The 21,843-nt window shown below is 31.7% G+C and carries 30 protein-coding genes; all 30 read left to right on the top strand.

Translation table 11 applies throughout. From position 1 onward, the window contains the following. Nucleotides 1-185: 185 nt before the first annotated feature. The 30 genes from KQI42_RS20145 (at nucleotide 186) to KQI42_RS20000 (ending at nucleotide 21,662) form a co-directional block, all read left to right on the top strand. On the top strand, nucleotides 186-710 hold the full coding sequence (locus tag KQI42_RS20145) for a dUTP diphosphatase (protein ID WP_216522458.1): 525 nt from the start codon (nucleotides 186-188) through the stop codon (nucleotides 708-710). Between the two features lies 1 nt (nucleotide 711). Continuing rightward, the gene (locus tag KQI42_RS20140; protein WP_216522456.1) at nucleotides 712-1,020 is read left to right on the top strand and encodes a hypothetical protein; all 309 of its coding nucleotides are present in this window, start codon (nucleotides 712-714) and stop codon (nucleotides 1,018-1,020) included. Nucleotides 1,021-1,036: 16 nt separating this feature from the next. Beyond that, nucleotides 1,037-1,423: a beta-sandwich lipoprotein gene (locus KQI42_RS20135; RefSeq protein ID WP_216522454.1), complete on the top strand. Its 387-nt coding sequence runs from the start codon at nucleotides 1,037-1,039 to the stop codon at nucleotides 1,421-1,423. A gap of 9 nt (nucleotides 1,424-1,432) precedes the next feature. After that, on the top strand, nucleotides 1,433-1,942 hold the full coding sequence (locus KQI42_RS20130) for a V-type ATP synthase subunit I domain-containing protein (RefSeq protein WP_216522452.1): 510 nt from the start codon (nucleotides 1,433-1,435) through the stop codon (nucleotides 1,940-1,942). Nucleotides 1,943-2,132: 190 nt separating this feature from the next. Beyond that, the gene (locus KQI42_RS20125; protein ID WP_216522450.1) at nucleotides 2,133-2,312 is read left to right on the top strand and encodes a hypothetical protein; all 180 of its coding nucleotides are present in this window, start codon (nucleotides 2,133-2,135) and stop codon (nucleotides 2,310-2,312) included. Nucleotides 2,313-2,364: 52 nt separating this feature from the next. Beyond that, nucleotides 2,365-2,646: a hypothetical protein gene (locus tag KQI42_RS20120; RefSeq protein WP_216522446.1), complete on the top strand. Its 282-nt coding sequence runs from the start codon at nucleotides 2,365-2,367 to the stop codon at nucleotides 2,644-2,646. Between the two features lie 95 nt (nucleotides 2,647-2,741). Further along, nucleotides 2,742-3,191, top strand: coding sequence for a terminase small subunit (locus KQI42_RS20115; protein WP_216522444.1), 450 nt, complete (start codon nucleotides 2,742-2,744; stop codon nucleotides 3,189-3,191). After that, nucleotides 3,178-4,422, top strand: coding sequence for a PBSX family phage terminase large subunit (locus tag KQI42_RS20110; RefSeq protein ID WP_216522442.1), 1,245 nt, complete (start codon nucleotides 3,178-3,180; stop codon nucleotides 4,420-4,422). Before KQI42_RS20115 ends, KQI42_RS20110 begins: the two co-directional genes overlap by 14 nt. A gap of 10 nt (nucleotides 4,423-4,432) precedes the next feature. Then, a complete protein-coding gene (locus KQI42_RS20105; protein WP_216522436.1) occupies nucleotides 4,433-5,860 on the top strand; it encodes a phage portal protein in 1,428 nt (475 codons plus the stop codon). Further along, the gene (locus KQI42_RS20100; RefSeq protein WP_216522429.1) at nucleotides 5,850-7,421 is read left to right on the top strand and encodes a minor capsid protein; all 1,572 of its coding nucleotides are present in this window, start codon (nucleotides 5,850-5,852) and stop codon (nucleotides 7,419-7,421) included. The genes KQI42_RS20105 and KQI42_RS20100 overlap by 11 nt, the downstream gene beginning before the upstream one ends. A 5-nt stretch (nucleotides 7,422-7,426) precedes the next feature. Continuing rightward, nucleotides 7,427-7,675: a hypothetical protein gene (locus KQI42_RS20095; protein ID WP_216522427.1), complete on the top strand. Its 249-nt coding sequence runs from the start codon at nucleotides 7,427-7,429 to the stop codon at nucleotides 7,673-7,675. 111 nt (nucleotides 7,676-7,786) lie between these two features. Next, complete coding sequence (locus KQI42_RS20090) at nucleotides 7,787-8,389, top strand: phage scaffolding protein (protein WP_216522422.1); 603 nt, start codon at nucleotides 7,787-7,789, stop codon at nucleotides 8,387-8,389. A gap of 22 nt (nucleotides 8,390-8,411) precedes the next feature. Next, complete coding sequence (locus KQI42_RS20085) at nucleotides 8,412-9,485, top strand: phage coat protein (protein ID WP_216522420.1); 1,074 nt, start codon at nucleotides 8,412-8,414, stop codon at nucleotides 9,483-9,485. Nucleotides 9,486-9,503: 18 nt separating this feature from the next. Next, nucleotides 9,504-9,848 (top strand): phage head-tail connector protein, encoded by a 345-nt coding sequence (locus KQI42_RS20080; RefSeq protein WP_216522418.1) that lies wholly within the window; start codon nucleotides 9,504-9,506, stop codon nucleotides 9,846-9,848. 1 nt (nucleotide 9,849) lies between these two features. Further along, on the top strand, nucleotides 9,850-10,230 hold the full coding sequence (locus KQI42_RS20075) for a hypothetical protein (protein WP_216522407.1): 381 nt from the start codon (nucleotides 9,850-9,852) through the stop codon (nucleotides 10,228-10,230). Next, nucleotides 10,231-10,668, top strand: coding sequence for an HK97 gp10 family phage protein (locus tag KQI42_RS20070; RefSeq protein ID WP_216522405.1), 438 nt, complete (start codon nucleotides 10,231-10,233; stop codon nucleotides 10,666-10,668). It abuts the gene before it with no gap. Nucleotides 10,669-10,678: 10 nt separating this feature from the next. Continuing rightward, entirely contained in the window at nucleotides 10,679-11,107 is a 429-nt protein-coding gene (locus KQI42_RS20065) for a phage tail terminator family protein (protein WP_216522403.1), read from the top strand. Next, on the top strand, nucleotides 11,100-11,291 hold the full coding sequence (locus KQI42_RS20060) for a hypothetical protein (protein ID WP_216522402.1): 192 nt from the start codon (nucleotides 11,100-11,102) through the stop codon (nucleotides 11,289-11,291). The genes KQI42_RS20065 and KQI42_RS20060 overlap by 8 nt, the downstream gene beginning before the upstream one ends. Then, nucleotides 11,291-12,592, top strand: a complete 1,302-nt coding sequence (locus KQI42_RS20055) for a phage tail sheath subtilisin-like domain-containing protein (RefSeq protein ID WP_216522400.1) — start codon at nucleotides 11,291-11,293, stop codon at nucleotides 12,590-12,592. The genes KQI42_RS20060 and KQI42_RS20055 overlap by 1 nt, the downstream gene beginning before the upstream one ends. Further along, a complete protein-coding gene (locus KQI42_RS20050; protein WP_216522398.1) occupies nucleotides 12,592-13,062 on the top strand; it encodes a phage tail tube protein in 471 nt (156 codons plus the stop codon). Before KQI42_RS20055 ends, KQI42_RS20050 begins: the two co-directional genes overlap by 1 nt. Nucleotides 13,063-13,075: 13 nt before the next feature. Further along, nucleotides 13,076-13,498: a phage tail assembly chaperone gene (locus KQI42_RS20045; RefSeq protein ID WP_216522396.1), complete on the top strand. Its 423-nt coding sequence runs from the start codon at nucleotides 13,076-13,078 to the stop codon at nucleotides 13,496-13,498. 180 nt (nucleotides 13,499-13,678) lie between these two features. Continuing rightward, nucleotides 13,679-15,781 carry a phage tail tape measure protein gene (locus KQI42_RS20040; protein ID WP_216522394.1) on the top strand — a complete coding sequence of 701 codons (2,103 nt, stop codon included), beginning with the start codon at nucleotides 13,679-13,681 and terminating at the stop codon, nucleotides 15,779-15,781. 67 nt (nucleotides 15,782-15,848) lie between these two features. Next, nucleotides 15,849-16,436 carry a hypothetical protein gene (locus tag KQI42_RS20035; RefSeq protein WP_216522392.1) on the top strand — a complete coding sequence of 196 codons (588 nt, stop codon included), beginning with the start codon at nucleotides 15,849-15,851 and terminating at the stop codon, nucleotides 16,434-16,436. A gap of 56 nt (nucleotides 16,437-16,492) precedes the next feature. Further along, nucleotides 16,493-16,990 (top strand): hypothetical protein, encoded by a 498-nt coding sequence (locus KQI42_RS20030; protein WP_216522390.1) that lies wholly within the window; start codon nucleotides 16,493-16,495, stop codon nucleotides 16,988-16,990. Nucleotides 16,991-16,999: 9 nt separating this feature from the next. Then, nucleotides 17,000-17,953 (top strand): XkdQ/YqbQ family protein, encoded by a 954-nt coding sequence (locus KQI42_RS20025; RefSeq protein ID WP_216522388.1) that lies wholly within the window; start codon nucleotides 17,000-17,002, stop codon nucleotides 17,951-17,953. Nucleotides 17,954-17,961: 8 nt separating this feature from the next. Next, a complete protein-coding gene (locus KQI42_RS20020) occupies nucleotides 17,962-18,210 on the top strand; it encodes a DUF2577 family protein (protein ID WP_216522386.1) in 249 nt (82 codons plus the stop codon). An 11-nt stretch (nucleotides 18,211-18,221) separates the two neighbouring features. After that, the gene (locus tag KQI42_RS20015; protein WP_216522384.1) at nucleotides 18,222-18,629 is read left to right on the top strand and encodes a DUF2634 domain-containing protein; all 408 of its coding nucleotides are present in this window, start codon (nucleotides 18,222-18,224) and stop codon (nucleotides 18,627-18,629) included. Next, nucleotides 18,629-19,672, top strand: coding sequence for a baseplate J/gp47 family protein (locus KQI42_RS20010; protein ID WP_216522382.1), 1,044 nt, complete (start codon nucleotides 18,629-18,631; stop codon nucleotides 19,670-19,672). Before KQI42_RS20015 ends, KQI42_RS20010 begins: the two co-directional genes overlap by 1 nt. 1 nt (nucleotide 19,673) lies before the next feature. Continuing rightward, nucleotides 19,674-21,038: a hypothetical protein gene (locus KQI42_RS20005; RefSeq protein WP_216522380.1), complete on the top strand. Its 1,365-nt coding sequence runs from the start codon at nucleotides 19,674-19,676 to the stop codon at nucleotides 21,036-21,038. Nucleotides 21,039-21,041: 3 nt separating this feature from the next. Next, nucleotides 21,042-21,662, top strand: coding sequence for a YmfQ family protein (locus KQI42_RS20000; protein WP_216522378.1), 621 nt, complete (start codon nucleotides 21,042-21,044; stop codon nucleotides 21,660-21,662). Nucleotides 21,663-21,843 lie beyond the last annotated feature (181 nt).

Below are 21,843 nucleotides of genomic sequence, written 5' to 3'. Positions count from 1 at the left end.
ATGAAGAATAGAGATAAGTACGGAGAATTAAATCCTAAAAAAGTAGTTTGTCAAAACAAAGAAACGGGGTTTTACAACATTGCTGTAACAGGAATATTATGCGCACCTTGTTTTGTTCAGAGGGAGTTGAAAGAAAGTACAGAAGTTGAATATGTGAGTTTTGGTGATTAAGAAGGAGGGCAATTATGAACTTAGAAAAGTTATATAAAATGCAGGATGAACTAGATCAACATATATTAGAAAATGCTAGAAAAAGAAATATAGAAATGAGTAAAGCTGAATTACTAGATAAAACAATATTAGCTTTATTGGTGGAAGTAGGAGAGCTGGCAAATGCGACTAGGTGCTTTAAGCACTGGAGTACTAAAGGACCTGAAAGCAAAGAAAGGTTATTAGATGAATTAGCAGATATTTGGCACTTCTATTTGAGTATAGGAAACCAGATAGGGTTAAGATTAGAAAATGATGATTCGGTTCCTGATGAACACCCAAACAACTTAGTTGATTGCTTTATTTCTGTATATTACTGGGTGAATAAATTTGAAGACTGCACATCCTCATTGGAAAAAAGGACGTTTGTAGCACATACGGAATTAGGACGTTGGCTTGCCATATTGGCTCATAAGCTAGGCTTTACAGATAAAGAAGTAGAGCAAGCATACATGAAGAAACATGAAGAAAATTATAGGAGACAAAGGGAGGGATATTAATATGATTAAAAGCTGTGATAATTGTTACTGGGAAGGTTATAGAAATATGCATTGCGTTTACAAGGAAGACAAGCCTAAAGAAAATGTGTGCAAGAAACATAATTTTGTATGTAATACATGCGGGAGTAATTCGGAATATAAATACGATGATGAATACTATTGTAGTGATTGCTTAATAGAACAATTCAACCTCATAGAAACGACAATAACTCACTATTACGATGATGATAATGGAGAATATTTAGGCAGTGATGAAGATATAGAAGAAGTGTTCAAGGCTTTGGGAGCAGAAATGATTCAAGAAATATAATGAAGGAGGAATATCAATGAAAAAGAAAATATTAATAATTTCAATTATATTAACAATGTTACTTGCAGGTTGTTCGCATAGACAAGCAGACAGAGTATCACATAATGTTTCTTTGGAAGCTGATAATTTTAATGTAATAAGAAGATTAACGGTCCTAAATGCAAGAACAGATAAACCTATGTTTGAATTAATCGGAGCCTTTAGCTTTGAATTACAGAGTAATAGAATTATTGCAGTAGTAGAAACGGGACCAAACGAATATAAAAAACATTCCGTAGGGCTTGGAGAATGGACTTTATGGGTAGTTGAGGATGTAGGTGGTGCAAATGTAGACAAGTATAGATATGAAGTAAATTTCTTACCTGAAATGATAGTACCTATAACGCTTACAAATAATGATTAGGAGGTATATATGGATACGAACCTTTATAGAAAAGTAGAAGGAATGTTATATGGACATTATAGGAGAAAGAAAAGAATCGACACCTTGAAGAGTAGACTAATAAGAATAGAAAACAGAATAAAAAGACTAAGGGACGATATCAAAGAATGTAATGTAGAATTGAGCGATACTCTTAAAGCTATAGATTATTCCAGGGAATATATACAAAGTGGAGATGTAACATCTAATATAGAAAAGGAATTAGAAATAGTAATAGATAAAATGTTAAAAGAGATTGAAATAAATATAAAAGAAAAATACAAGCTCAAAAATAAGATTATGCATTTAGAAAAACAAACAGAAAATATAGAAAACCTACTACAAGAGTTCAACGAAGAAGAGTTAAAGATAATAGAACTAAGGTATAAAGAAGGACTAAGCTATAGGCAAATGGAAGCAAAGTTATTCATGGCTAGAACCTCAATCAATAATAAGAAAAACAAAATCATTCTACACCTAATTGAAGAAATAGACCAATGAAGAAAGATGGACAGAAATAGGACAACGCCATGACAATATTGATATTACCATATGATAGTATAGTATTAAGAAATTCTTTAATAAAAAGTGTCTCATAAAAAAAGACATCGAGACGGGATTTACTAATTTAAGTCGGTAACTAAGGTTATCGGCTTATTTTATTGTTTAAAAGGGGATAGGAGGGAGTAGAGTGACTATAGAAGAGATATTAAGGGACAAAGATATAAATACATATAACAAGCTAAAGAAGTTCAAAGAAAAGCCTGTAGGCAAGCCCAGAATAAAATTAGGGGATAAAATAGAAAACCTTATGAGACATGATTCTTATGAGAGGAAAGGTAGACGGATTAGGCAGAAGAGTTGGGGCTAAAAACATAAATGCATACTAAGAACGCACAAAAACTATGCAAGGAGGGGATGAGATGGAAAACTTTGAAGAGTATTTTGTAATAACTGATATAAAAGTAAAAGAAGAATACGGGACAATTGGAATAATGCATATAAAATTAATATGTAAGAAACGTAGATTTATAAACACGGCATTGTTTTATAGATTTACCAAAAACTTGGCGGAGAAGATGATTTATGATAACGGGGGGAAAGGCAATTATTCTGTCGGATGGGCATCACCAGATTGTAAGTATGTAGAAGTGAATGTGTATTTACCTTTAACTGATTGGCATAAGAAACTAGCGAAGGAATGATATAGATGTTGGATTAAATAGCTTTATCCGGCTGGTAGAGGAAGCTAACTAAACCGCAGAAAATAGCGAAAGTAAAAATTAAGGTAGGTGGTGATATGGAAAATGTGAAACTGACAGTTATGCAAAAGAAATTTTGTGATTATTATATTGAGTTAGGAAACGCAACGGAAGCAGCTATAAAGGCGGGTTATAGTAAAAAGACAGCTAGGCAAACAGGAAACGAAAACCTTACAAAACCTTACATTAAAAATTATATTGATGAAAAAATGAAAGAAATAGAGGATAAACAAATAGCAAAAGCTGAGGAAGTATTAAAATATCTCACTTCTGTAATGAGAGGAGAAGAAACGGAAGAAGTAGCCATATTAGTAGGCGAAGGAATGCAGGAATTAGTATCTAAAAGTATATCAGCAAAAGAAAGAATAAAGGCAGCAGAACTTCTAGGGAAAAGATATTCCTTATTTACAGACAAAGTGGACATTGATGGTAATGTAGGGGTACAAATTATAGACGATATAGAGAGTAGAGAACATGAAGAAGATTAAATTATCTAATCTAATAGCCCCTTCTTTCTATAAAGTGCATCAAGGTTTAAAAGAAGAAACACACACCCATTATTGGTTAAAAGGTGGTCGTGGCTCTACTAAGTCATCATTCATAAGTATAGAAATTGTCCTTGGAATAATGCAGGATTCACAAGCTAACGCAGTAGCATTAAGAAAAGTAAAAGACACTTTAAAAGATAGTGTATTTGAACAGTTTGTATGGGCAATAGAGAAATTAGGGGTATCACATTTGTGGCATATACCACAAAGTAAATTAGAAATTACCTATATTCCTACGGGACAAAAGATATTGTTTAGAGGGGCAGATAACCCTAAAAAGATTAAATCCACAAAAGTCTCAAAAGGTTATATTAAATATATATGGTATGAAGAAGTTGACGAATTCAACGGAATGGAAGAAATAAGAACTATAAATCAATCCTTAATGAGAGGTGGGGAAAGATTTGTAGTTTTTTATTCATTTAACCCTCCACAAAGTATTAGAAATTGGGTTAATAATGAACTGTTGACAGAAAGAGAAGATAGATTAATTCACCACTCGACTTATTTGACAGTACCTAAATGGTGGTTAGGAAATCAATTCATTATAGAAGCTGAACATCTAAAGAAAGTTAACCCTAGAGCTTATAATCATGAGTACCTAGGAGAAGTAACTGGAACGGGTGGGGAAATATTTGTAAATATAACTATAAGAGATATTATGGATGAGGAAATAAGTAAGTTTGACAGAGTGAAACGAGGATTGGACTTTGGATATGCTAGTGATCCTTTACACTATGCAGTATGTCATTTTGATAAGACTAGAAGAAGGTTGTATATATTCTATGAAATTCACAAAGTAGGCATGAAGAATAGAATAGCAGTCCATGAAATTAAGAAAGAAAACAAAAATAATGACAGAATAGTATCTGATAGTGCAGAGCCTAGGACTATAGCAGAATTTAAGGATCTTGGGCTAAGAATAATAGGAGCCAAGAAAGGTCCTGGAAGTGTAGAGCATGGAATTAAGTTCTTGCAAGATTTAGAAGAAATAATAATTGATAATAAGAGATGTCCTAATACAGCTAGAGAGTTTTTAAATTATGAGTTAGAGAAGGATAAAGAGGGCAATTTCAAAGCGGATTATCCAGACAAAAACAATCACTCAATAGACGCTATTAGATATGCATTAGAAGATGACATGAGAGGAAAAGCTATCTCATTTGATTAGGAGGTGTAAAATGTTTATTAAAAATATAATAGATGGAGCTAATAGTGCTATGAGCTTAGAAGAAATTATCCAGGAAGAAATAAAAGAGTGGCATAGTTCAACAGAAAAGCAGCTAATGCTAGATGGAGAAAGATATTATAAAGGTGATTCTGATATATTGAAACGTAAAAGGACAGCCATAGGAGAAGATGGAGAATTAGAAGAAGTAAAGAACTTAGCTAATAACAAACTAGTTCATAACTTTGTTAGAAAGCTAGTAGATCAAAAAACAGGATATTTATTATCAAAACCTTTAACTGTTCTAACAGAGAATGAAAAATATAAAGAAATATTAGATGATTTCTTTAATAAATCTTTTATGAAGCTTATTAAAAATCTAGGCAAAGATGCAATTAACAAAGGAATAGCATGGGCACAAATTTATTATAACGAAGAGGGAGAATTAAGACTTAAAAGACTGCCTAGTGAAGAAATAATACCTTTATGGAAGGATTCAGAACACACTAAATTAGATGCAGTTATTAGAATTTATGAAGTTATAGTGTATGAAGGCAAAAATAAGAAAACAGTTCAGAAAGTTGAATACTGGGATACTAAGCAGGTATTAAGATATGTAAATGAAAATGGAAAATTAATATCTGATGTAGAAGCTCCGGAAGATACAGGGCATTTTAGCATGGTAGATGATAAAGGAAATAAGAAATCATTTACATGGTCAAAGGTACCATTTATTTATTTCAAGTACAATGATGAAGAACAGCCACTTATTAAGTTTGTTAAGTCGCTAGCAGACGATTATGATAGAAACAAAAGTGACAATAGCAATAACTTAGAAGATCTACCCAATAGTATATATGTAATAAAGAACTATGATGGAACTGATTTGGGAGATTTTAGAAGAAATATGAGCCTTTATAGAGCCGTCAAAATTACAGATGAAGGTGGAGTGGATACCAAGTCATTAGACATAAATGTGGAAGCCTATAAAACTCATATAGAGCAAACTAGGCGGGATATCTATGAGTTTGGAAGAGGTGTAGATACTCAATCAGACAAATTTGGTGATAGTCCTTCAGGAATAGCTTTAAAATTCTTATACAATGATTTAGACATGGATTGTAACATTATAGAAACAGAGTTTCAAGCAAGTTTAGAATATCTATTATGGTTTATTGACCAACATCTAATAAATACCGGGCAAGTAGATTTTACTAATGAAAATGTAGAATTTATCTTCAATAGAGATACTTTAATAAATGAAACTGATAGTATTAATAACTGTAAAGCTAGTGTTGGCATTATAAGCGATGAAACAATAGCATCTAATCACCCTTGGGCTGCAAAAGATGAATTAGATAAAATGAAGAAACAGAAGGAAGAAGAATGCAATCCCTACCCTGACTTTCCATTAAGTGAAGGTGTAGGCAATGAAGAATGAAAATTATTGGAAGAAACGATCTGAAGAAATAGCTTCAAAACAATTTAAAAAGACAGATGAATATATATCGTCTATAGTTCAAGAATATGAAAAAGCTATGTCTAGTATTGAAAGAGATATAGAATCATTCTATATTAGGTTTTCAGAGAATAATGAAATAACAATGGCGGAAACTAGAAGGTTATTGAAAACCAAAGAACTTAAAGAATTTAAGTGGACTGTAGAGGAATACATCCAGAAGGGAAAAGAAAATGCAATAAATCAGCAATGGATGAAGGAATTAGAAAATGCCTCTACTAAAGTAAGAGTAAGCAGATTAGAAGCGTTACAAACTCAAATACAGAACCAAATAGAAATATTAACAAATAGTCAACGCCAAGGAATGAAAGATTTACTTAGTGATGTATACCAGGATACTTATTATAGAAATATTTATGAGGTCCATAAGGGCTTAGGGATAGGAACAAGCTTTGCAAAGCTAGATACTCAGGCCATAGAAAAAGTTTTAAATCAAAAATGGTTAGGAGAGAACTTTAGTAGTAGAGTATGGAATGATAAAAAAAAACTAATAAGAGAGCTACAAACAGCCCTAGAGCAATCCTTTATAAGAGGAGACAGCATAGATATTACAGCCAGTAACCTAGCTAAAAGAATGAATGTAGCCAAGAAAAGGGCGGTAGCACTCATAAACACAGAAAGTGCCTATATAACAAATAAATCTACAATGGATTCATACAAAAATAGTGGAGTAGTAAAAGAATATGAAATATTAGCGGTTTTAGATAATAGTACCAGTCCAATATGCAGATCTATGGACGGAAAAGACTTTAAAGTATCAGAAATGAAAACAGCTGTAAATGCCCCGCCATTTCATACTAATTGTAGAACTACTACAGTAGCGTATTTTTCAGATGCAGAAGATGAAGAAAGAATTGCTAGAGACAGCGAGGGCAGGGTTTATTATGTAGATGGGGATGTAAAATATGAACAATGGTATGATAAATATGTCAAGAGTAATCCTAGTGAACTAGTAGCAGAAAAGAAAGTACAAAATAGGTATTCTGATAAAGAACAATATGAGAAATATAAATTAATTTTTGGGAAGGATATGGGGGTTAAAAGCTTTGATGAATTCCAAGAATTGAAGTATAATAATAGTAATGAATGGGAAAATATCAAAGCTAGAAAACAAGAAGTGTTAAACTCACTAGATTATAAAAAATCTTTCTTTGGTAAATTTGGAGATAAAGAAGTTAGAGAATGGTATATAGCACATGATAAGAATATCCCTAACTTAATTGATAAATCAAAGGACATAGAAGAACAAGCAAGAGAAGCTCATAGTCTAAGGAATAAATATCGTACTGAAGCTAGAAACATGATGAAGGATCAAAAAACAAGAGATAAGTTAGATAAAGAAAGCCCTAACAAAAGTTTTGATGAATTAATAGACTATAAAATGGGTAAAAAGAATATAACAAGAGAAGAAGCTATTCAAGACATTATTAAGACCGCGACAAAGACTAATAAGAAAGTTAATAAATCTTTAGGATTGGAGTGATAATTATGTTTGAATATAATATCTGTAATCAAGCAGATGAAACAATCTTTGAAAAACAATGTTTAGCATTAGAAAAGAATATTCCTGGATTGATTAAAGAAGATTTATTGACTGATGTAGATGGAAGTAAGACACAAAAATATAGCCTTAATGGTTCTGAAATAATTGTATGCAATAGTTATTATTTAGATGAAGTTAACATTAAATCAGATATAGGATTAGAACAATATTTTCAATACCTAGGCACTTACTAAGTAAAAATAGTAGGTGCTTTTATTATGCTCTTTTTAAAGGTTAGAGCATAAAGAAACGTAAGCTATTGGTGGAGCCTACCACTTAAAAAAGGTTAATAGGAGGAATATAAAATGGATAAAAAAATTAAGTTTAATCTTCAGTTGTTTGCAGAGAAAAGTTTAAAAGACATTTTAGGAGAAGAACTTTATGACCAAGTATCAGAGAGGTTAGGAGATACCAAAATAGATATAGTTAGTAATGGGAATTGGATACCTAAAGACAAGTTCAATGCTTTAAATGAACAACTTAAAACAGCTAATACAACTATTGATGATCTAAAAAAGAGTAATAAGGATAATGAATCCTTACAAACAAAAGTTACAGATTATGAAACCAAAGTCAAGGAATATGAAAAGCAGATACAAGACATGCAGTTTAATTATGCATTAGAAGGAGCTTTAACGAGTGCTAACGTAAGGAATATAAAAGCAGTTAAAGCTCTTTTAGATTTAAAAAACATAAAACTTGATGGTGAAACTATCATAGGACTTAGCGATCAATTGGAAGCACTAAAGGAAAGTGATAGTTATTTATTTGCAGAAGAACAGCCACAACCTAAGTTTTCAGGAGTAAATCCAGTGGAAGGAAATAAAATAAAAACAAAAGATACAAGTAAAATGTCTTACATTGAATTATGTAAGTATATGGAAGAGAATCCTAATGCACAAATTTAATTAAAAAAGGAGAGGATAAAATATGGCAAAATTTGATTCAAAAAGTTTTAATCCAGAGGCATTTGGTGCATATGTAGAAAGGGTACCTAAATTAAAGAAAAATGAATTGTTAAAATCAAGAGCATTAAAAGGAAATACAGAAATTAAAAATGCTTTTAGTTCTCAAACAGGAACAGCATATGCAACATTACCTATGTATGGACGTATTGATGGTGACGCTTTAAATTATGATGGCAAGACTGACATTACTGCAACAAGCACAACTACATTTGAAAGAGGTGTCGTAGTAGTAGGTCGTGCAAAGGCATGGGTAGAAACCGACTTTGCTGAAGATATTACTGGTGGGGTGGACTTCATGAGTAATGTAGGTAATCAAGTTGGTGAATATTGGGATGATATAGATCAAGGCACATTGTTATCAATATTAAAAGGGATATTCTCAATGACAGGTGCTAAAAACTTAGAGTTTGTTAATAATCACACTTTAGATATTTCAATGTTAGAAAATGATAAAAATGTTGTAGGACCGACTACATTAAATACAGCTATTCAAAAGGCTAGTGGCGACAATAAATCTAAATTTACCATAGCTATTATGCATAGTGTGGTTGCTACTAATTTAGAAAACCTTAAATTACTATCATATCTTAAATATACAGATGAAAGAGGTATTGAAAGAGAATTACAACTTGCAACATGGAATGGAAGAATTGTATTGATTGATGATTCTATGCCAGTAGAAGAAGTTGCAGAAAGTGAAGACGGAGCAGGTGATGGATATACTAAATATACGACTTATGTGTTAGGTGATGGAGCATTTGATTATGAGAATATTGGAGCTAAAGTTCCGTATGAAATGTCAAGAGATCCAAAAACAAATGGTGGCCAAGATACACTTTACTCTAGACAAAGAAAATGCTTTGCTCCTTATGGAATATCTTATACAAAGAAATCTCAAGCGACATTATCACCGACAGATGAAGAACTTGCTAATGGTGCTAACTGGGAACTTGTTAATGATGGTGGTTCAGGAAGTTCTAAAAAATATATAGACCATAAAGCTATTGCAATTGCTAGAATTATTTCAAGAGGTTAATAGATTGGATGTGAGTTCATGACTCAACTTGAAAAATTAAAGAAACTTTTAGGAATACCCTTAGAAGATGATTCTAAGGATTTTTTATTGGAATTTACTTTAGAAGATGTAGAACAAATAATAAAAGACTATTGCAACATTAAAGAGGTACCAGGAGAATTAAACAACACAATGTTAAGGATGGCAGTAGATTTATACAGAAATGAGAACCTAGGAGAAGAAGAAAGCTCCCTAGGTTCTGTTTCTTCTATAGCTGATGGAGACACCACTGTAAGTTATAAGAGTTCGGCTAATGAATTTAAAGATACTCTAACAAAGGATTATAAGGTTCAACTTAATAGATATAGAAAGTTGGTATGGTAATATGCTTGAAAGTATAGAGAAAGCGAGAACTAAGGCAAGAAAAGCAATAGAAAGCCTGTATGATTGTACTTGTAACATAAGTGGATACGAAGATTATAAAGACCCTGTAACTAAAGCAACTAAGCAAGTATCTAAAGTTAAGTATAAAGATCAATCTTGTAAAGTATCTAAACAAAGTCTATCTAAAAATAATCAAACAGATACAGTAAACCAGGTAACTTATGAGATTAAACTTTTTATAGCTCCAGAACTAGAAATCAAACAAGGGGATATTATAGAGGTTACTAATAAATATGGAGTTAAGGAGATATATAAATCTGGTGAAGGATTCCCATATACTAGCCATCAAGAAATCATACTATTGAAAGAAGGTAATTCATAAATGAGTAAAGGAGGATTTGATTATTCAGATTTTAAAAAGCTTGCAGAGAACTTTCAAAAATCTATAGATGGTAAGGCAGTAGATAAATTATTAGAGGAATTCTTATTAGAAATGGCTTTTAGAGCTGAAAGGAAGATTAAGAAACGTACACCAGTTGGAGTATACCCACAAGGTTCTGGAAAGACAGGAGGGCATTTAAGACGTAACTGGAAAGTAGGAGAAGTAAGAAAACATGGAAGCTCCTATGTAGTTGGAATATATAATCCAGTGGAATATGCTAAATATGTTGAATATGGCCATAGGACAAGAGACCACGAAGGTTGGGTGGAAGGTAGGTTTATGTTAACTATTTCTATGCAAGAAATTGAAAGAGAGCTGCCTAAGTTTCTAGAGAAGAGGGCAGAAAAATTGTTAAAAGAAATTCTTAAAATAGAATAAAGGTGATCAGATGACTATTGATAAAATAGTAGTTGCTATAAATCAAGAATTAGAAAAGAATTTTCCTGAAGCTACAATATATAATGAGTCTATTAAACAAGGTTTTAAAGCACCTTGTTTTTTTGTTTCTATTTTAAATACTACTACTGAAAAAGGATTATGTAAGACTTACACAGATAATATTTTCTTCAACGTTCAATATTTTAATGATATAGAAGATAGAAATGTCGACTTTATGAGAGTACAAAATAAGCTATTAAGATCAATAGAATATGTAAAGCTTGAAGATGGCAAAGTCATTAGGTTAAACAATAGAAGAATAGAAAAAGTAGATGATAGACTACATTATTTCTTTGATGTAGATATCAATATAATAGAAGTTGCAAAAGGTATTAAAATGGAGGATTTAGAAAAGGAGGGAGTAGTTAAGGATGAGTAAAATAAAAAAAGATGAAGAAGTGATAAAAGATCATACGTACTCCAAAAGACAATTCATTCAATCAGATATGTACTCTATTATGGATAGGGATGTATTAAAGATTATTTTAAATGATGATAAAAAATACACTAAAGAGGAAGTAAATAGTATGTTAAAAGATTTTAAAACAAAGGAAGTGAAATAATGGGTGCTAGTTGGGAAGTTCAAAATAAAGTAAGACCAGGTGTATATAGTAGAAACACATCGGAAGATATGAGTTTGTCTCAAGTATCTGACAGAGGGGTATGTGCTTTACCTTTAAAGTTAGATTGGGAGGTTAAAGGTCTTATTCAATTAGTAAATGGAGAAAATTTGTTAAAAAAGATAGGTTATTCAATTATAGACAAAGAAATATTTCCAATCAAAGAAGCTTTTAAAAATGCTAGAATAATTTATTTATATAATATAGCAGGACCAGGAAAGAAATCAAAAGCTACAGATGAAGAATTAACAGCAGAAGCAAAGCATGAAGGGATAAGAGGAAATGATATTACAATTGTTATAGAAAAGAATCTAGATAATAGTTATGAGGTCAAAACTATATTAGGAACTCTAGAGGTTGAAAAACAAACAATAACATCTATAGATGATTTTAAAAGCGACTTTGTTACTCTTTCTGGAACCTTAAAAGAAGTGGCCGGATTAAAATTAACAGGTGGAGAAACAGGAGTAGTAACTAATGAAAGTTATATTAGCTTCCTGGAAGCAGTAGAAAGGGAAATAGGTAGTATAAATGCAATTGGTTATCCAGGAGAAGATAAAGACATAAAAGAACTATTTGTTAGCTTTACTAATCGTATTAGAAATGAAGTAGGCTATAAAATTCAATGCGTATTATCTGAATATCCTGAAGCAGATAATGAAGCTATATACTCTATTAAAAATGGAGTAATGATGGATACAGTAGAATTAGGGTCTAATGAATGTGTTCCTTATATATTAGGAGCTGTAGCAGGAGCAAGAATAAATCAATCTCTAACTTATCACAAATATATTGGAGCAACTAATATAACAGGAGATTTACAGAACGAGGATATTAAGAAGGCTCTTTTAAATGGTGAAATAGTTTTTACTATGTCAAGAGATGGAAATATAGTAATAGAGCAAGACGTAACTACTTTAAAATCATTTAATAAGGAAAGACCAAAAGCATTAAGAAAGGGTAGACCATCTAGGGCATTAGATAACTTTGATGGAGATATAGATAAAGCTTTCTACACTTATTATATTGGACAGGTAGATAACGATGATATAGGAAGAGCAGTTCTTAAAAATGAAATCTATAAATTAGCTAAAAAATATGAAGAATTAGGAGCTTTTCAAAACATTAAACTAGAAGATTTTGAAATATATCAAGGAGAGGACATAGATTCAGTGTTTATAAAGTATGCAGTACAGCCTGTTGACAGTGTGGATAAAATTTACATTGAAAGGATGATTAAGTAATGAGTGTTGAACTTAAATCAAAAGATGCCATATCAGGAAAAGAAGGTAGAGCCTATATGATTGTAGATGGTAGAAGACACCTTCTTTTTTGTGCTAAAAAGATAAAAATAGACTTTGAAAAGCAGAAAACAGAAATAAAGACAATAGGAAGAAGAGTTACAGGACATAAGGCAGCCGGATTTTCATTAAAAGGAGAAATGACTATACTTCAACCAGAGGATATATTCACAGAAATGGCTATTGATTACATTAGAACCGGACAAGATATGTACTTTGAATTGTTGATAGAAAATGATGACCCAACATCAGAAGCAGGAAGTAAACAAACGATAGTTAGAGAATGTAACCTTGATAGTGCTACACTTGCTATGTTAGATGCAGAATCAGACACATTGGAGCAAGAAGTAAGCTTTACATGTGAGGATATAGACATTATCAAGAAATATAAAAAATTAAGTTATGGAAATTAAGGAGGAATTTTAAATGAGTTTACAAGCATTTTTAAATAAAGATAAAAGGGATAGAAAAAATCAAACATTAGAATATATAGTATCGGAAGATTTTAAAGACGAAGAAGGAAAACCAGTACCTTTTAAAATTAAGCCTATAGGATTTGGTCAATTTTCAGCTCTTAGAGAAAAACATTCAAAAGTGAATATGAAGGATAAAAGATTGTTTAAGCAAACTAACGAAGGGGCAGTAACCTTAGAATTATGTGCAAAATCAATAGTTTATCCAGACTTAAAAAATGCTGAATTACAAGATTTCTATGGAGTGTTGAATGAAACTGATTTGGTAGATGCTATGCTAGATTTTAAAGAAATTGAAAAACTAGCTGAAAAGATAATGGAAATATCAGGACTGAATCAAGATGTAAACGAACTAAAAGAAGAAGCAAAAAACTAATAAAGGAGGGTGATGGTGAAGCTGTTTATGCTCACTATGCCCTCCACAAGCTTAAAATAACACCTAGTAAGTTTTCTAATCTACCACTACATGAAAAAGCCTTCATTATGGCCAGTATAGACGTAAGAATAGAAGATGAAAAGAAAGCAATGGATAAGGCTAAAAGAAAGTAGGTGAAAAATGGGAGCAGTAGGAACAACATTAAAATTATTCGATAATTTTTCACAGCCCTTAAATGGAGTTTTTCAAAGTTTAGATAAGGTCCTTAGAGTTATGGAAAACTTGGATACAACCGCTGGTAACATGGATTTAACTAAATCTATAAGAGAAGCTAGAACAGATATAGGGGCTTTTACTACACAGATAAATGAAATGACACAAGGATTGCAGGAAGCAGAAAATAAAAACAATGACTTATTTAACTCTTTTAAGAAATATATAGGCATAGGTGCTGCTATAGAAGGAGGAAGAAGGGCCTTTGACACAGGTATGACTTATGACGATGCTTCAAGGCAAGTTATGGCTATTACAGGAGATAACTCCCCAGAAATGGTACAACAGATAAATAAATATACCACTGCTTTTGCTACTGGAGGACTTACTAAAAAAGATATTGCAGAAGGGTACCAATTTACTTCTTTGGCAGGATGGGACTTTGATGAATCTACTTTCGCCATGCCTATAATGAGGGATTTAAAAAGAGTTACAGGGGCAGAGTTTGGGAGAATATCAGACTTAGTAACGGATTCCATGACACCTTTAAAGATAAGCATAGATAAATTACCTGAATTTGCTGATCAGATGGCAAGGACCCAGAATATTTCTAATACTAATATGGAACAACTTTTAAATGCTTATCAAGGTGGAGCATTTAAAGGAGTACAAACAGGTAAAATGTCTATGCCAGAGCTAAATTCTCTTATAGGAGTATTGGGAAATGCTGGTATAAAGGGAGCAGAAGCAGGGACACAAGTAAGAAACATAATGAATGGATTATATGGAACAGAGAAAAAGACACAGCAGATACTAGAAAAAATGGGGATTGAAGTTTATAAAAATGGAGAAGCAAGAAATGCCTTTGATTTACTACAAGAGTTCGGGACTAAGCTAAACCAATATAATGATGAAAGTCAAAAGAAAATCATGTCAGGTATGTTTAACGTTTACGATGAAGTAGGGTTAAATGCATTAATGACACAGCTTGATAAACTACCTGAATATAGGGATCAGATAGAGCAATCCGACGGAGCCTTAAATGATATGATAAATACTATAGATGGGGGAATTGGTGGCAAAGTTAGAGGGTTCTTGTCTAACTTTAATACATGGTTGGTTGGCTTAGGGGCAACCTTAGAACCTGTAGCTATGTTACTTTTAACAATAGCACAATCTGATATAGGCAGCACCTTCTTTGTACTCATTCAAATGGTAGCTGGTGGAATAGGATTCTTAGCTACAATGCTTATTATGCTTTTTTCTGCAATAGACCCATTAGCACCGATTATATGGGGATTGATAGCAGCAATGGGAGTGCTTTGGATAGCGAAAAGTGCAGAAGCTATGCAAACTAAGGTTCAAACACTTTTAACTCAACAGGGCATATTTGCTACAATTGCAAAAACTATAGCAGAAAAAAAGCTATTAAGTGCAATATTTATGTCTATTCCAGCACTAATAAAAGAAGCAATAATGAAGATAGCTGCCATAAGTCCAATTTTAGCTATTATAGCTGTTATAGGTGCAGTGATAATTGTTTTGGTTGCATTAGCACAAAAATTTGATTGGTTAAGAGAAGGGATGATAACAGCTATTAACGGCATGATTAAAGGAGTAAACTGGCTATTAGAACAAGTGTCTAAAATACCCGTCGTAGGAAAATTAGTAGGGGATTTTAGGATTCAAGAACTCGACAAAGAAACTGGGCTAAAGTTTAGGAATCCTTTTGAAGATATGTTTGATTTAGATAAACTTATGGGAGAGTTGCCAGAGACACCAGAAATGCCAGAACTTCCTGAAATTCCAAGTAAATTAGACATAGGTAACGTAGATAAGGTAAGCAGAGTAGATAAGAATAGAGAGGTAGATATATCTGATGAAGATATCAAACTATTAAGAGATGTAGCGATGAAGGAGGCTGTTGTTCAATATAATAATTTTAAGCTTGAATCTAGCGTAGCCTTTGGAGACGTGCATCAAACCGCAGACATGGATGGAATTCCAAAAATAATCGAGCAAATGTTAGAGGAACAAATTGCTATTAGCACCGAATTATCATATGGATAAAATATAAATGCAAATGTTTCCAGCTAATGTTATAATATTATAAAATGCTAGTTGGGAGGGGATTGGTATGAAGGTACTTACAACTAAACCTAATTTATTATTTGTTCCTAAAGAAGAAAAAGAGTTTGAAAAAAAGTTAAAAGAAGATATCGGCAAGAAAAAGCAAATATCGAACTTAGGATTAAATTATCTTCAAGGAATAGAAACTATTGACGAAAATTCCAATAATTCTAACCCTTTGCTTTTGAATATATTTATTTATGGTCACGACAAAGGAGTTAGCTTTAAAATGATGAGTTCCATAAATAAAGAAGCTTGGTTTGTTGGCATATACAACGATGAAGTGAAGAAAGTGTATTTTGTTGACGGTGAAGAAATTGTGGAAAAGAAAAGTGTTATAGGTCGAAGTATTTCTGGAGCACTAATAGCAGGACCTGTAGGAGCTATTGTAGGTGGAATAAGTGGATTGGGAGAAAATATTAAACAAGAAGCTTTTATGGTAATTGAAACATTAGAAACAAAGGTAATCTTCAAGTGTAAGCCTGGCACAAAATTAATATTTGAAAAAGAGTTTAAACAAGTTTTTGGCGATAAGTTAATTACATCATCAGAACAGAAAAGGCAACAAGAACAAGAATTTTTAAACAGCATATAGAAAGACACCTTAAAAATTAGGGTGTCTTTTATAATGCCCAAAACAGGAGGTGTAATATGGATAATGGTATATTTTTTAATTTTCAAGGTGAAATCATAAGGCTTCCTGTCAATCCGGAAACAATAAGAATTAAAAAAGAAGGAGATAACAAGACATATCAAGTTCTAAAACTTGGAGAAATAAACATATTAGGAGATATGAAGCTTGATGAAATTGACTTTGAGGTTTTATTACCAGGAAGAATATACCCTTTTGTACTTACTAAAAAAGATTTTAAAAAACCTGATTTTTATATAGAAAAATTTGATAAATATATGAAAAGTAAAGAACCTGCAAGGTTAGTGATTACAGGCAAACCTATGTCCATTAATCAACTCGTAAGTATTGAAAATGTAGAATATGAAAAAAGAGCTGGCGAGGAAGAAGATATATATGTGAAGCTAGAACTTAAAGAATATAGGGAGTATGGATTAAAAACTTTTACAGCAGCAGGAAATAATAAAGGTAAAGTAAATCAAGTATATGTTCAGAATGTCAATAGACCTAAAGTGTAGGTGAAGCTAGTGGAAATAATAATAGAAAGCAGAGGAAAGACCTTTGATATATCCCATCTATGTTCAGATGTTGAATGGAAAACAGAAATAAATAAAGCTGCTACATTAAAAGTAAATGTCCAGAAAGTAGATGAATTGGCTTTCTTTGAAGGGGATACTATAAAGCTTACTGATAAAGATAGAAAGTTATTTAAAGGCTATATATTTAAAAAAGAAAGAGATAAAAATCAGATTATAGAGATTACAGCTTATGACCAATTGAGGTACCTGAAAAATAAAGATACTTTTATATTTAAAAATAAGACTGCTACAGAAATAGCTACACATATTTTTAAACAGTTTCAATTAAAGTACAAAGAGGTGGAAAATACATCTTTTAAAATAGATAAGTTAGTGGAAGATAATAAAACCTTATTAGACATAATACAGGGAGCTTTAGACTTAACATTAGTTAACACAGGAAAGATATATATTATGTATGATGATTTTGGACATATAACTATTAAAAATATTGATAATTTAAGAACTGATCTAGTAATAGGAGATGAAAGTTTAGCTACTAATTTTAAATATACTACATCTATAGATAATGATGTTTACAATAAAATTAAGTTATTTAAAGACAATAAGAAAACAGGAAAAAGAGATACTTATATAGTTTATGATAGCAATAACATTAAAAAATGGGGGATATTACAGTACACAGAAAAATTAAACGAAAAAATTTTAGAAGGTAAAGCTAAGCAACAGGCCGAGAACTTATTAAAAGTTAGAAATAGATTAAGACGTACACTTTCTATAGATTGTATAGGAGATATTAGATTGAGAGCTGGAAATTCAGTAGGTGTATTTATAAAGGATCTAGGAGATATAAGTGTAAATCAATTAATGATCATAGATAGTGTAACCCATAAATGGAAAGGGAATCATCACACTATGGACTTAAATCTTATATATGAGTAGGTGATAATATGATAAAGCAAATACAAACAATAATTCATAATTATTTAGAAGCTAAAAAATTAACCGATTCTGTCATAGGGACAATAGAGGAAGTAAGCCCTAAACTAAAAGTTAACATAGATAATAAATTTGTCATTGATGAAGATTTTATTCATGTTCTATCAAATCTTGAGTTGACTAATGATGATGTAGGAAAGAGACTTCTTTTATTGAGAGTTCAAGACGGACAATTTTTTATAGTTTTAGATCGGTACTAAGGAGGGATTAAATGCTACCTCAACAGGAAGTAGTATATTCGGATGAATTAGAAGTCATAAACATGCCTTCTTTAACGTATAAATTAGATTTTGAAAACGGTAATATAGAAGGTACAATCGATGGAATGGAAGCTATGGAACAAGTTATAGATAAGATTATAAATACAGCAAGATACTATCATAAAATATATCCAGACTGGTATGGAAATGAAATATATTCTTTAATTGGCCAAGATAGACTTTATGTAGAATCAGAAATAGAGAGAATGATAAAAGAAGCATTATTAACAGATGATAGAATAATTGAAATAAAAGATTTTACAATACTTGACGGAGAGGGACAGGAATCAATACTAGTTAGATTCACAGTCCATACCATATTTGGAGAAATAAAAGTTAAAAAGGAGGTGGATATATAATGTTTGACGGTATGACTTTTGAAGATATTATGAAACGAATGTTAGATCGAATTCCAGACAGTTTTGATAAACGACCAAGTTCAGTAATTTATGATGCTTTAGCTCCAGCAGCCGCAGAATTAGCACAAGCATATATGACGTTAGAATATATCTATAGTAAGTTAGATGTGGAAAATCTACAAGGTGAAGAATTAGAGCGGTTTGTAAATTTCAGAACAGGAATAGAGAGAAAGAAAGCTACCAAAGCTATTAGAAAAGGAGTTTTTTCTAAAGCTGATGGTAGTTTTTTAAATGTTCCTATAGGAAGCAGATTTACTGGAGAAAATCTATATTATAAGGTTACAGAAAAGATTATAGATGGAGAATTCAAGCTAGAGTGTGAAGAGTTGGGGGAAATAGGAAACATCTATACTGGAACCTTAATACCAGTTGACTATATAGATGGATTGGCCACTGCTAAATTAACGGATATATTGGTCTTTGGATATGACGCAGAAAGTGACGAAAGTTTATTAGAACGTTACTTTGAAAGAATCCGCACTCCAGCAACATCTGGAAACAAATATCACTATTTAAATTGGGCTAAAGAAGTAGTAGGAGTAGGAGATGCTAAAGTAATACCACTTTGGAATGGAAAAGGTACTGTTAAAGTAGTAATAGTAGACTCAAATAAGAATCCAGGAACTAAAGAATTAATAGATAAGGTATTTGATCATATAGAAGAGGAAAGACCTATAGGTGCAAGGGTAACGGTTGTTAGTGCTATAGCTAAAGATATAAGTATAAAAGCTAAGGTCAATCTTGCAGAAGGATATAGAATACAGTTAGTCCAGGATGAGTTTAAGAAATCATTAGAAAAGTATCGTAAAGACATAGCTTTCAAGGATTCATATATTAGTTATGCAGCCATAGGAAGTATCCTATTTAATGTAGAAGGGATCTTGGATCATTCAGAGCTAAAGTTAAATGAAGAAATGAAAAATATATCATTAGGAGATGAAGAAATACCTGTATTTAACTTAGTAGAGTTAGAGGTGATATAGATTGTTTGTAGAAAAATTAAATAAGAAACCAAGTGGAGTATATATTATAGAAGAAGAAAAGGTAATAACTGAAGGTAAATGGGAAGGATTTCTAGACCATGATAATGTAAATCATCAATCTATATCAATATATACAGGATCTAAATATACAGGGGAAAAGGTAGAAAACTTCTTTATATCTACACCATCAGAAACACCTTGGAAAACACATTTAAAAATATTCTCCAATAGTGAAAAAGTATATGTCACCTATGAAACTACAGGGGATCAAGTAGAAGCAGAGGATATAAATGAGTTACAGGAAGCTATAGTTGATACAAGTAATAACTTAAATGATTATAAAGATAGCAACAATAGAGAAATAAAACAGTTGAAGAATAGGGCAACTACTCTCGAAAATAACAAAGCTAATAAAACCTATGTAGATACGGAACTAAATAAAAAAGCTAATAAAGATAATGTATTTACTAAAGAAGAAGTGCTACAGAAGATACAAGAAATAATAGGAGCAGCACCGGAGGCTTTAGACACACTAGAAAAACTGGCTACAGCCTTAGACAATGATCCTAATTTTGCAACTAATATAATAAATCTCCTATCAACTAAAGTGGATAAAGAACAAGGGAAAGGACTTTCTACAGAAGATTACACAACAGAAGAAAAGCAAAAGTTGTTAGGAATTGAAGCGGAAGCTAATAAGTATATTCATCCAGCTACCCATAGTGCTGACATTATAGTTCCAAATGCTAATAAGAGATTTGTAACAGATGTAGAAAAGGAAAAATGGAATACAAAAGAAACTCCAGAAGGATCACAAGCTAAAGCAGACAATGCTCTTAAAATTGCAAAAGAATATACAGATAATCACGATAGTAATATAATTAAACATATTACAAGTGAAGAACGTACTAACTGGAATGATTCCAACAACAGAAAACATACTCATGATAATAAAACTATCTTAGATAAAATAACCCAAACTCTAATTGATAGTTGGAATAATGCAGTATCCCATATTACAGATACAGTAAAACATATAACATCTGCTGAAAGGGCTAAATGGAATACTGTTGGAAATAAAGCCGATAAAACCTATGTGGATGAAACTTTTGCAACTAAACAGGAGCTTAGCGGTGCAGGCAATGGAGATATGCTTAAAAGTATATATGATAAAAATAATAATGGTAAAGTGGATATGGCAGAAGTAGCCGATAGTGTCCCTTGGACTGGAATAACAGAAAAACCATCTACATTTACACCTTCTAGTCATACACATACAATAGCTAATATTACAGGATTGCAGACTGCTTTAGATGAGAAAATGAAAAAAGGTCCTCTAACCTGGAACGATCTCAAGGGGGTGTAATCTATGTATGGACAATATAAATATGGAGAATATGGATATGGTGAAGAAGGTACACCAACAGGTCCAGAAATAGACGATTTAGCCCCAGATTTAATGAAGTATCTACCATGGTATTATCAAGAATCTAAGATAATGAAAGAAATTCAAAGCTCCATAGCTAAAGAATTTGGTGTATCTGCTTATTATATAGAAGATGTATATAAGCAGTTTTTTATTGATACTGCAACATGGGGATTATCTGTATATGAAAAAGAGTTAGGATTAAAAACTAACATGAGCTTATCTTTAGAAGAAAGACGAGAAATAATTAAAGCTAAATTAAGAGGATCTGGAACAACTACAAAGCAAATGATAAAGAATACAGCAGAAGCCTTTAGTGGTGGAGAAGTTGATGTAATAGAGTATCCAGAAGAAGAATACTTCATAGTAAAGTTTATAGGAGTTAAAGGAATACCTCGGAATATGCAGGGTTTTATAGATATGTTAGAAATGATAAAACCAGCTCATTTATACTATGAGTTTAAATATACCTATACAGTTTGGAATTACCTAAAAGAAAAGATGACATGGGACATGGCAAGGACATTGACTGTAGATGAATTAAGAGTATATGAAGGGGAGTGATAAAAGTGAAATATACAGCTAATTTAAAGCTAAAGAAACCAGAAGGAACAGACATAGTAAACATTGATGATTTAAATGATAATGTTGACATCATTGATAGTGAACTAGCTAAAAAGGTAGATAAAATAAGCGGTAAAGGATTAAGTACAAATGATTATACTATAGCGGAAAAGAATAAATT

It is taken from the genome of Tissierella simiarum, from assembly GCF_018917865.1.
GTDB classification, from domain to species: Bacteria; Bacillota; Clostridia; order Tissierellales; family Tissierellaceae; genus Tissierella_C; species Tissierella_C simiarum.
Note: the sequence above shows the minus strand (reverse complement) of the source record. Positions and strands in the feature narration are given on the sequence as shown.

Excerpts from the sequence above, each read along its gene's own strand:
- KQI42_RS20145 (WP_216522458.1), top strand. The coding sequence starts at position 186 with ATGAACTTAGAAAAGTTATATAAAATGCAGGATGAACTAGATCAACAT.
- KQI42_RS20140 (WP_216522456.1), top strand. The coding sequence starts at position 712 with ATGATTAAAAGCTGTGATAATTGTTACTGGGAAGGTTATAGAAATATG.
- KQI42_RS20135 (WP_216522454.1), top strand. The coding sequence starts at position 1,037 with ATGAAAAAGAAAATATTAATAATTTCAATTATATTAACAATGTTACTT.
- KQI42_RS20130 (WP_216522452.1), top strand. The coding sequence starts at position 1,433 with ATGGATACGAACCTTTATAGAAAAGTAGAAGGAATGTTATATGGACAT.
- KQI42_RS20120 (WP_216522446.1), top strand. The coding sequence starts at position 2,365 with ATGGAAAACTTTGAAGAGTATTTTGTAATAACTGATATAAAAGTAAAA.
- KQI42_RS20115 (WP_216522444.1), top strand. The coding sequence starts at position 2,742 with ATGGAAAATGTGAAACTGACAGTTATGCAAAAGAAATTTTGTGATTAT.
- KQI42_RS20110 (WP_216522442.1), top strand. The coding sequence starts at position 3,178 with ATGAAGAAGATTAAATTATCTAATCTAATAGCCCCTTCTTTCTATAAA.
- KQI42_RS20105 (WP_216522436.1), top strand. The coding sequence starts at position 4,433 with ATGTTTATTAAAAATATAATAGATGGAGCTAATAGTGCTATGAGCTTA.
- KQI42_RS20100 (WP_216522429.1), top strand. The coding sequence starts at position 5,850 with ATGAAGAATGAAAATTATTGGAAGAAACGATCTGAAGAAATAGCTTCA.
- KQI42_RS20095 (WP_216522427.1), top strand. The coding sequence starts at position 7,427 with ATGTTTGAATATAATATCTGTAATCAAGCAGATGAAACAATCTTTGAA.
- KQI42_RS20090 (WP_216522422.1), top strand. The coding sequence starts at position 7,787 with ATGGATAAAAAAATTAAGTTTAATCTTCAGTTGTTTGCAGAGAAAAGT.
- KQI42_RS20085 (WP_216522420.1), top strand. The coding sequence starts at position 8,412 with ATGGCAAAATTTGATTCAAAAAGTTTTAATCCAGAGGCATTTGGTGCA.
- KQI42_RS20080 (WP_216522418.1), top strand. The coding sequence starts at position 9,504 with ATGACTCAACTTGAAAAATTAAAGAAACTTTTAGGAATACCCTTAGAA.
- KQI42_RS20075 (WP_216522407.1), top strand. The coding sequence starts at position 9,850 with ATGCTTGAAAGTATAGAGAAAGCGAGAACTAAGGCAAGAAAAGCAATA.
- KQI42_RS20070 (WP_216522405.1), top strand. The coding sequence starts at position 10,231 with ATGAGTAAAGGAGGATTTGATTATTCAGATTTTAAAAAGCTTGCAGAG.
- KQI42_RS20065 (WP_216522403.1), top strand. The coding sequence starts at position 10,679 with ATGACTATTGATAAAATAGTAGTTGCTATAAATCAAGAATTAGAAAAG.
- KQI42_RS20060 (WP_216522402.1), top strand. The coding sequence starts at position 11,100 with ATGAGTAAAATAAAAAAAGATGAAGAAGTGATAAAAGATCATACGTAC.
- KQI42_RS20055 (WP_216522400.1), top strand. The coding sequence starts at position 11,291 with ATGGGTGCTAGTTGGGAAGTTCAAAATAAAGTAAGACCAGGTGTATAT.
- KQI42_RS20050 (WP_216522398.1), top strand. The coding sequence starts at position 12,592 with ATGAGTGTTGAACTTAAATCAAAAGATGCCATATCAGGAAAAGAAGGT.
- KQI42_RS20045 (WP_216522396.1), top strand. The coding sequence starts at position 13,076 with ATGAGTTTACAAGCATTTTTAAATAAAGATAAAAGGGATAGAAAAAAT.
- KQI42_RS20040 (WP_216522394.1), top strand. The coding sequence starts at position 13,679 with ATGGGAGCAGTAGGAACAACATTAAAATTATTCGATAATTTTTCACAG.
- KQI42_RS20035 (WP_216522392.1), top strand. The coding sequence starts at position 15,849 with ATGAAGGTACTTACAACTAAACCTAATTTATTATTTGTTCCTAAAGAA.
- KQI42_RS20030 (WP_216522390.1), top strand. The coding sequence starts at position 16,493 with ATGGATAATGGTATATTTTTTAATTTTCAAGGTGAAATCATAAGGCTT.
- KQI42_RS20020 (WP_216522386.1), top strand. The coding sequence starts at position 17,962 with ATGATAAAGCAAATACAAACAATAATTCATAATTATTTAGAAGCTAAA.
- KQI42_RS20015 (WP_216522384.1), top strand. The coding sequence starts at position 18,222 with ATGCTACCTCAACAGGAAGTAGTATATTCGGATGAATTAGAAGTCATA.
- KQI42_RS20010 (WP_216522382.1), top strand. The coding sequence starts at position 18,629 with ATGTTTGACGGTATGACTTTTGAAGATATTATGAAACGAATGTTAGAT.
- KQI42_RS20000 (WP_216522378.1), top strand. The coding sequence starts at position 21,042 with ATGTATGGACAATATAAATATGGAGAATATGGATATGGTGAAGAAGGT.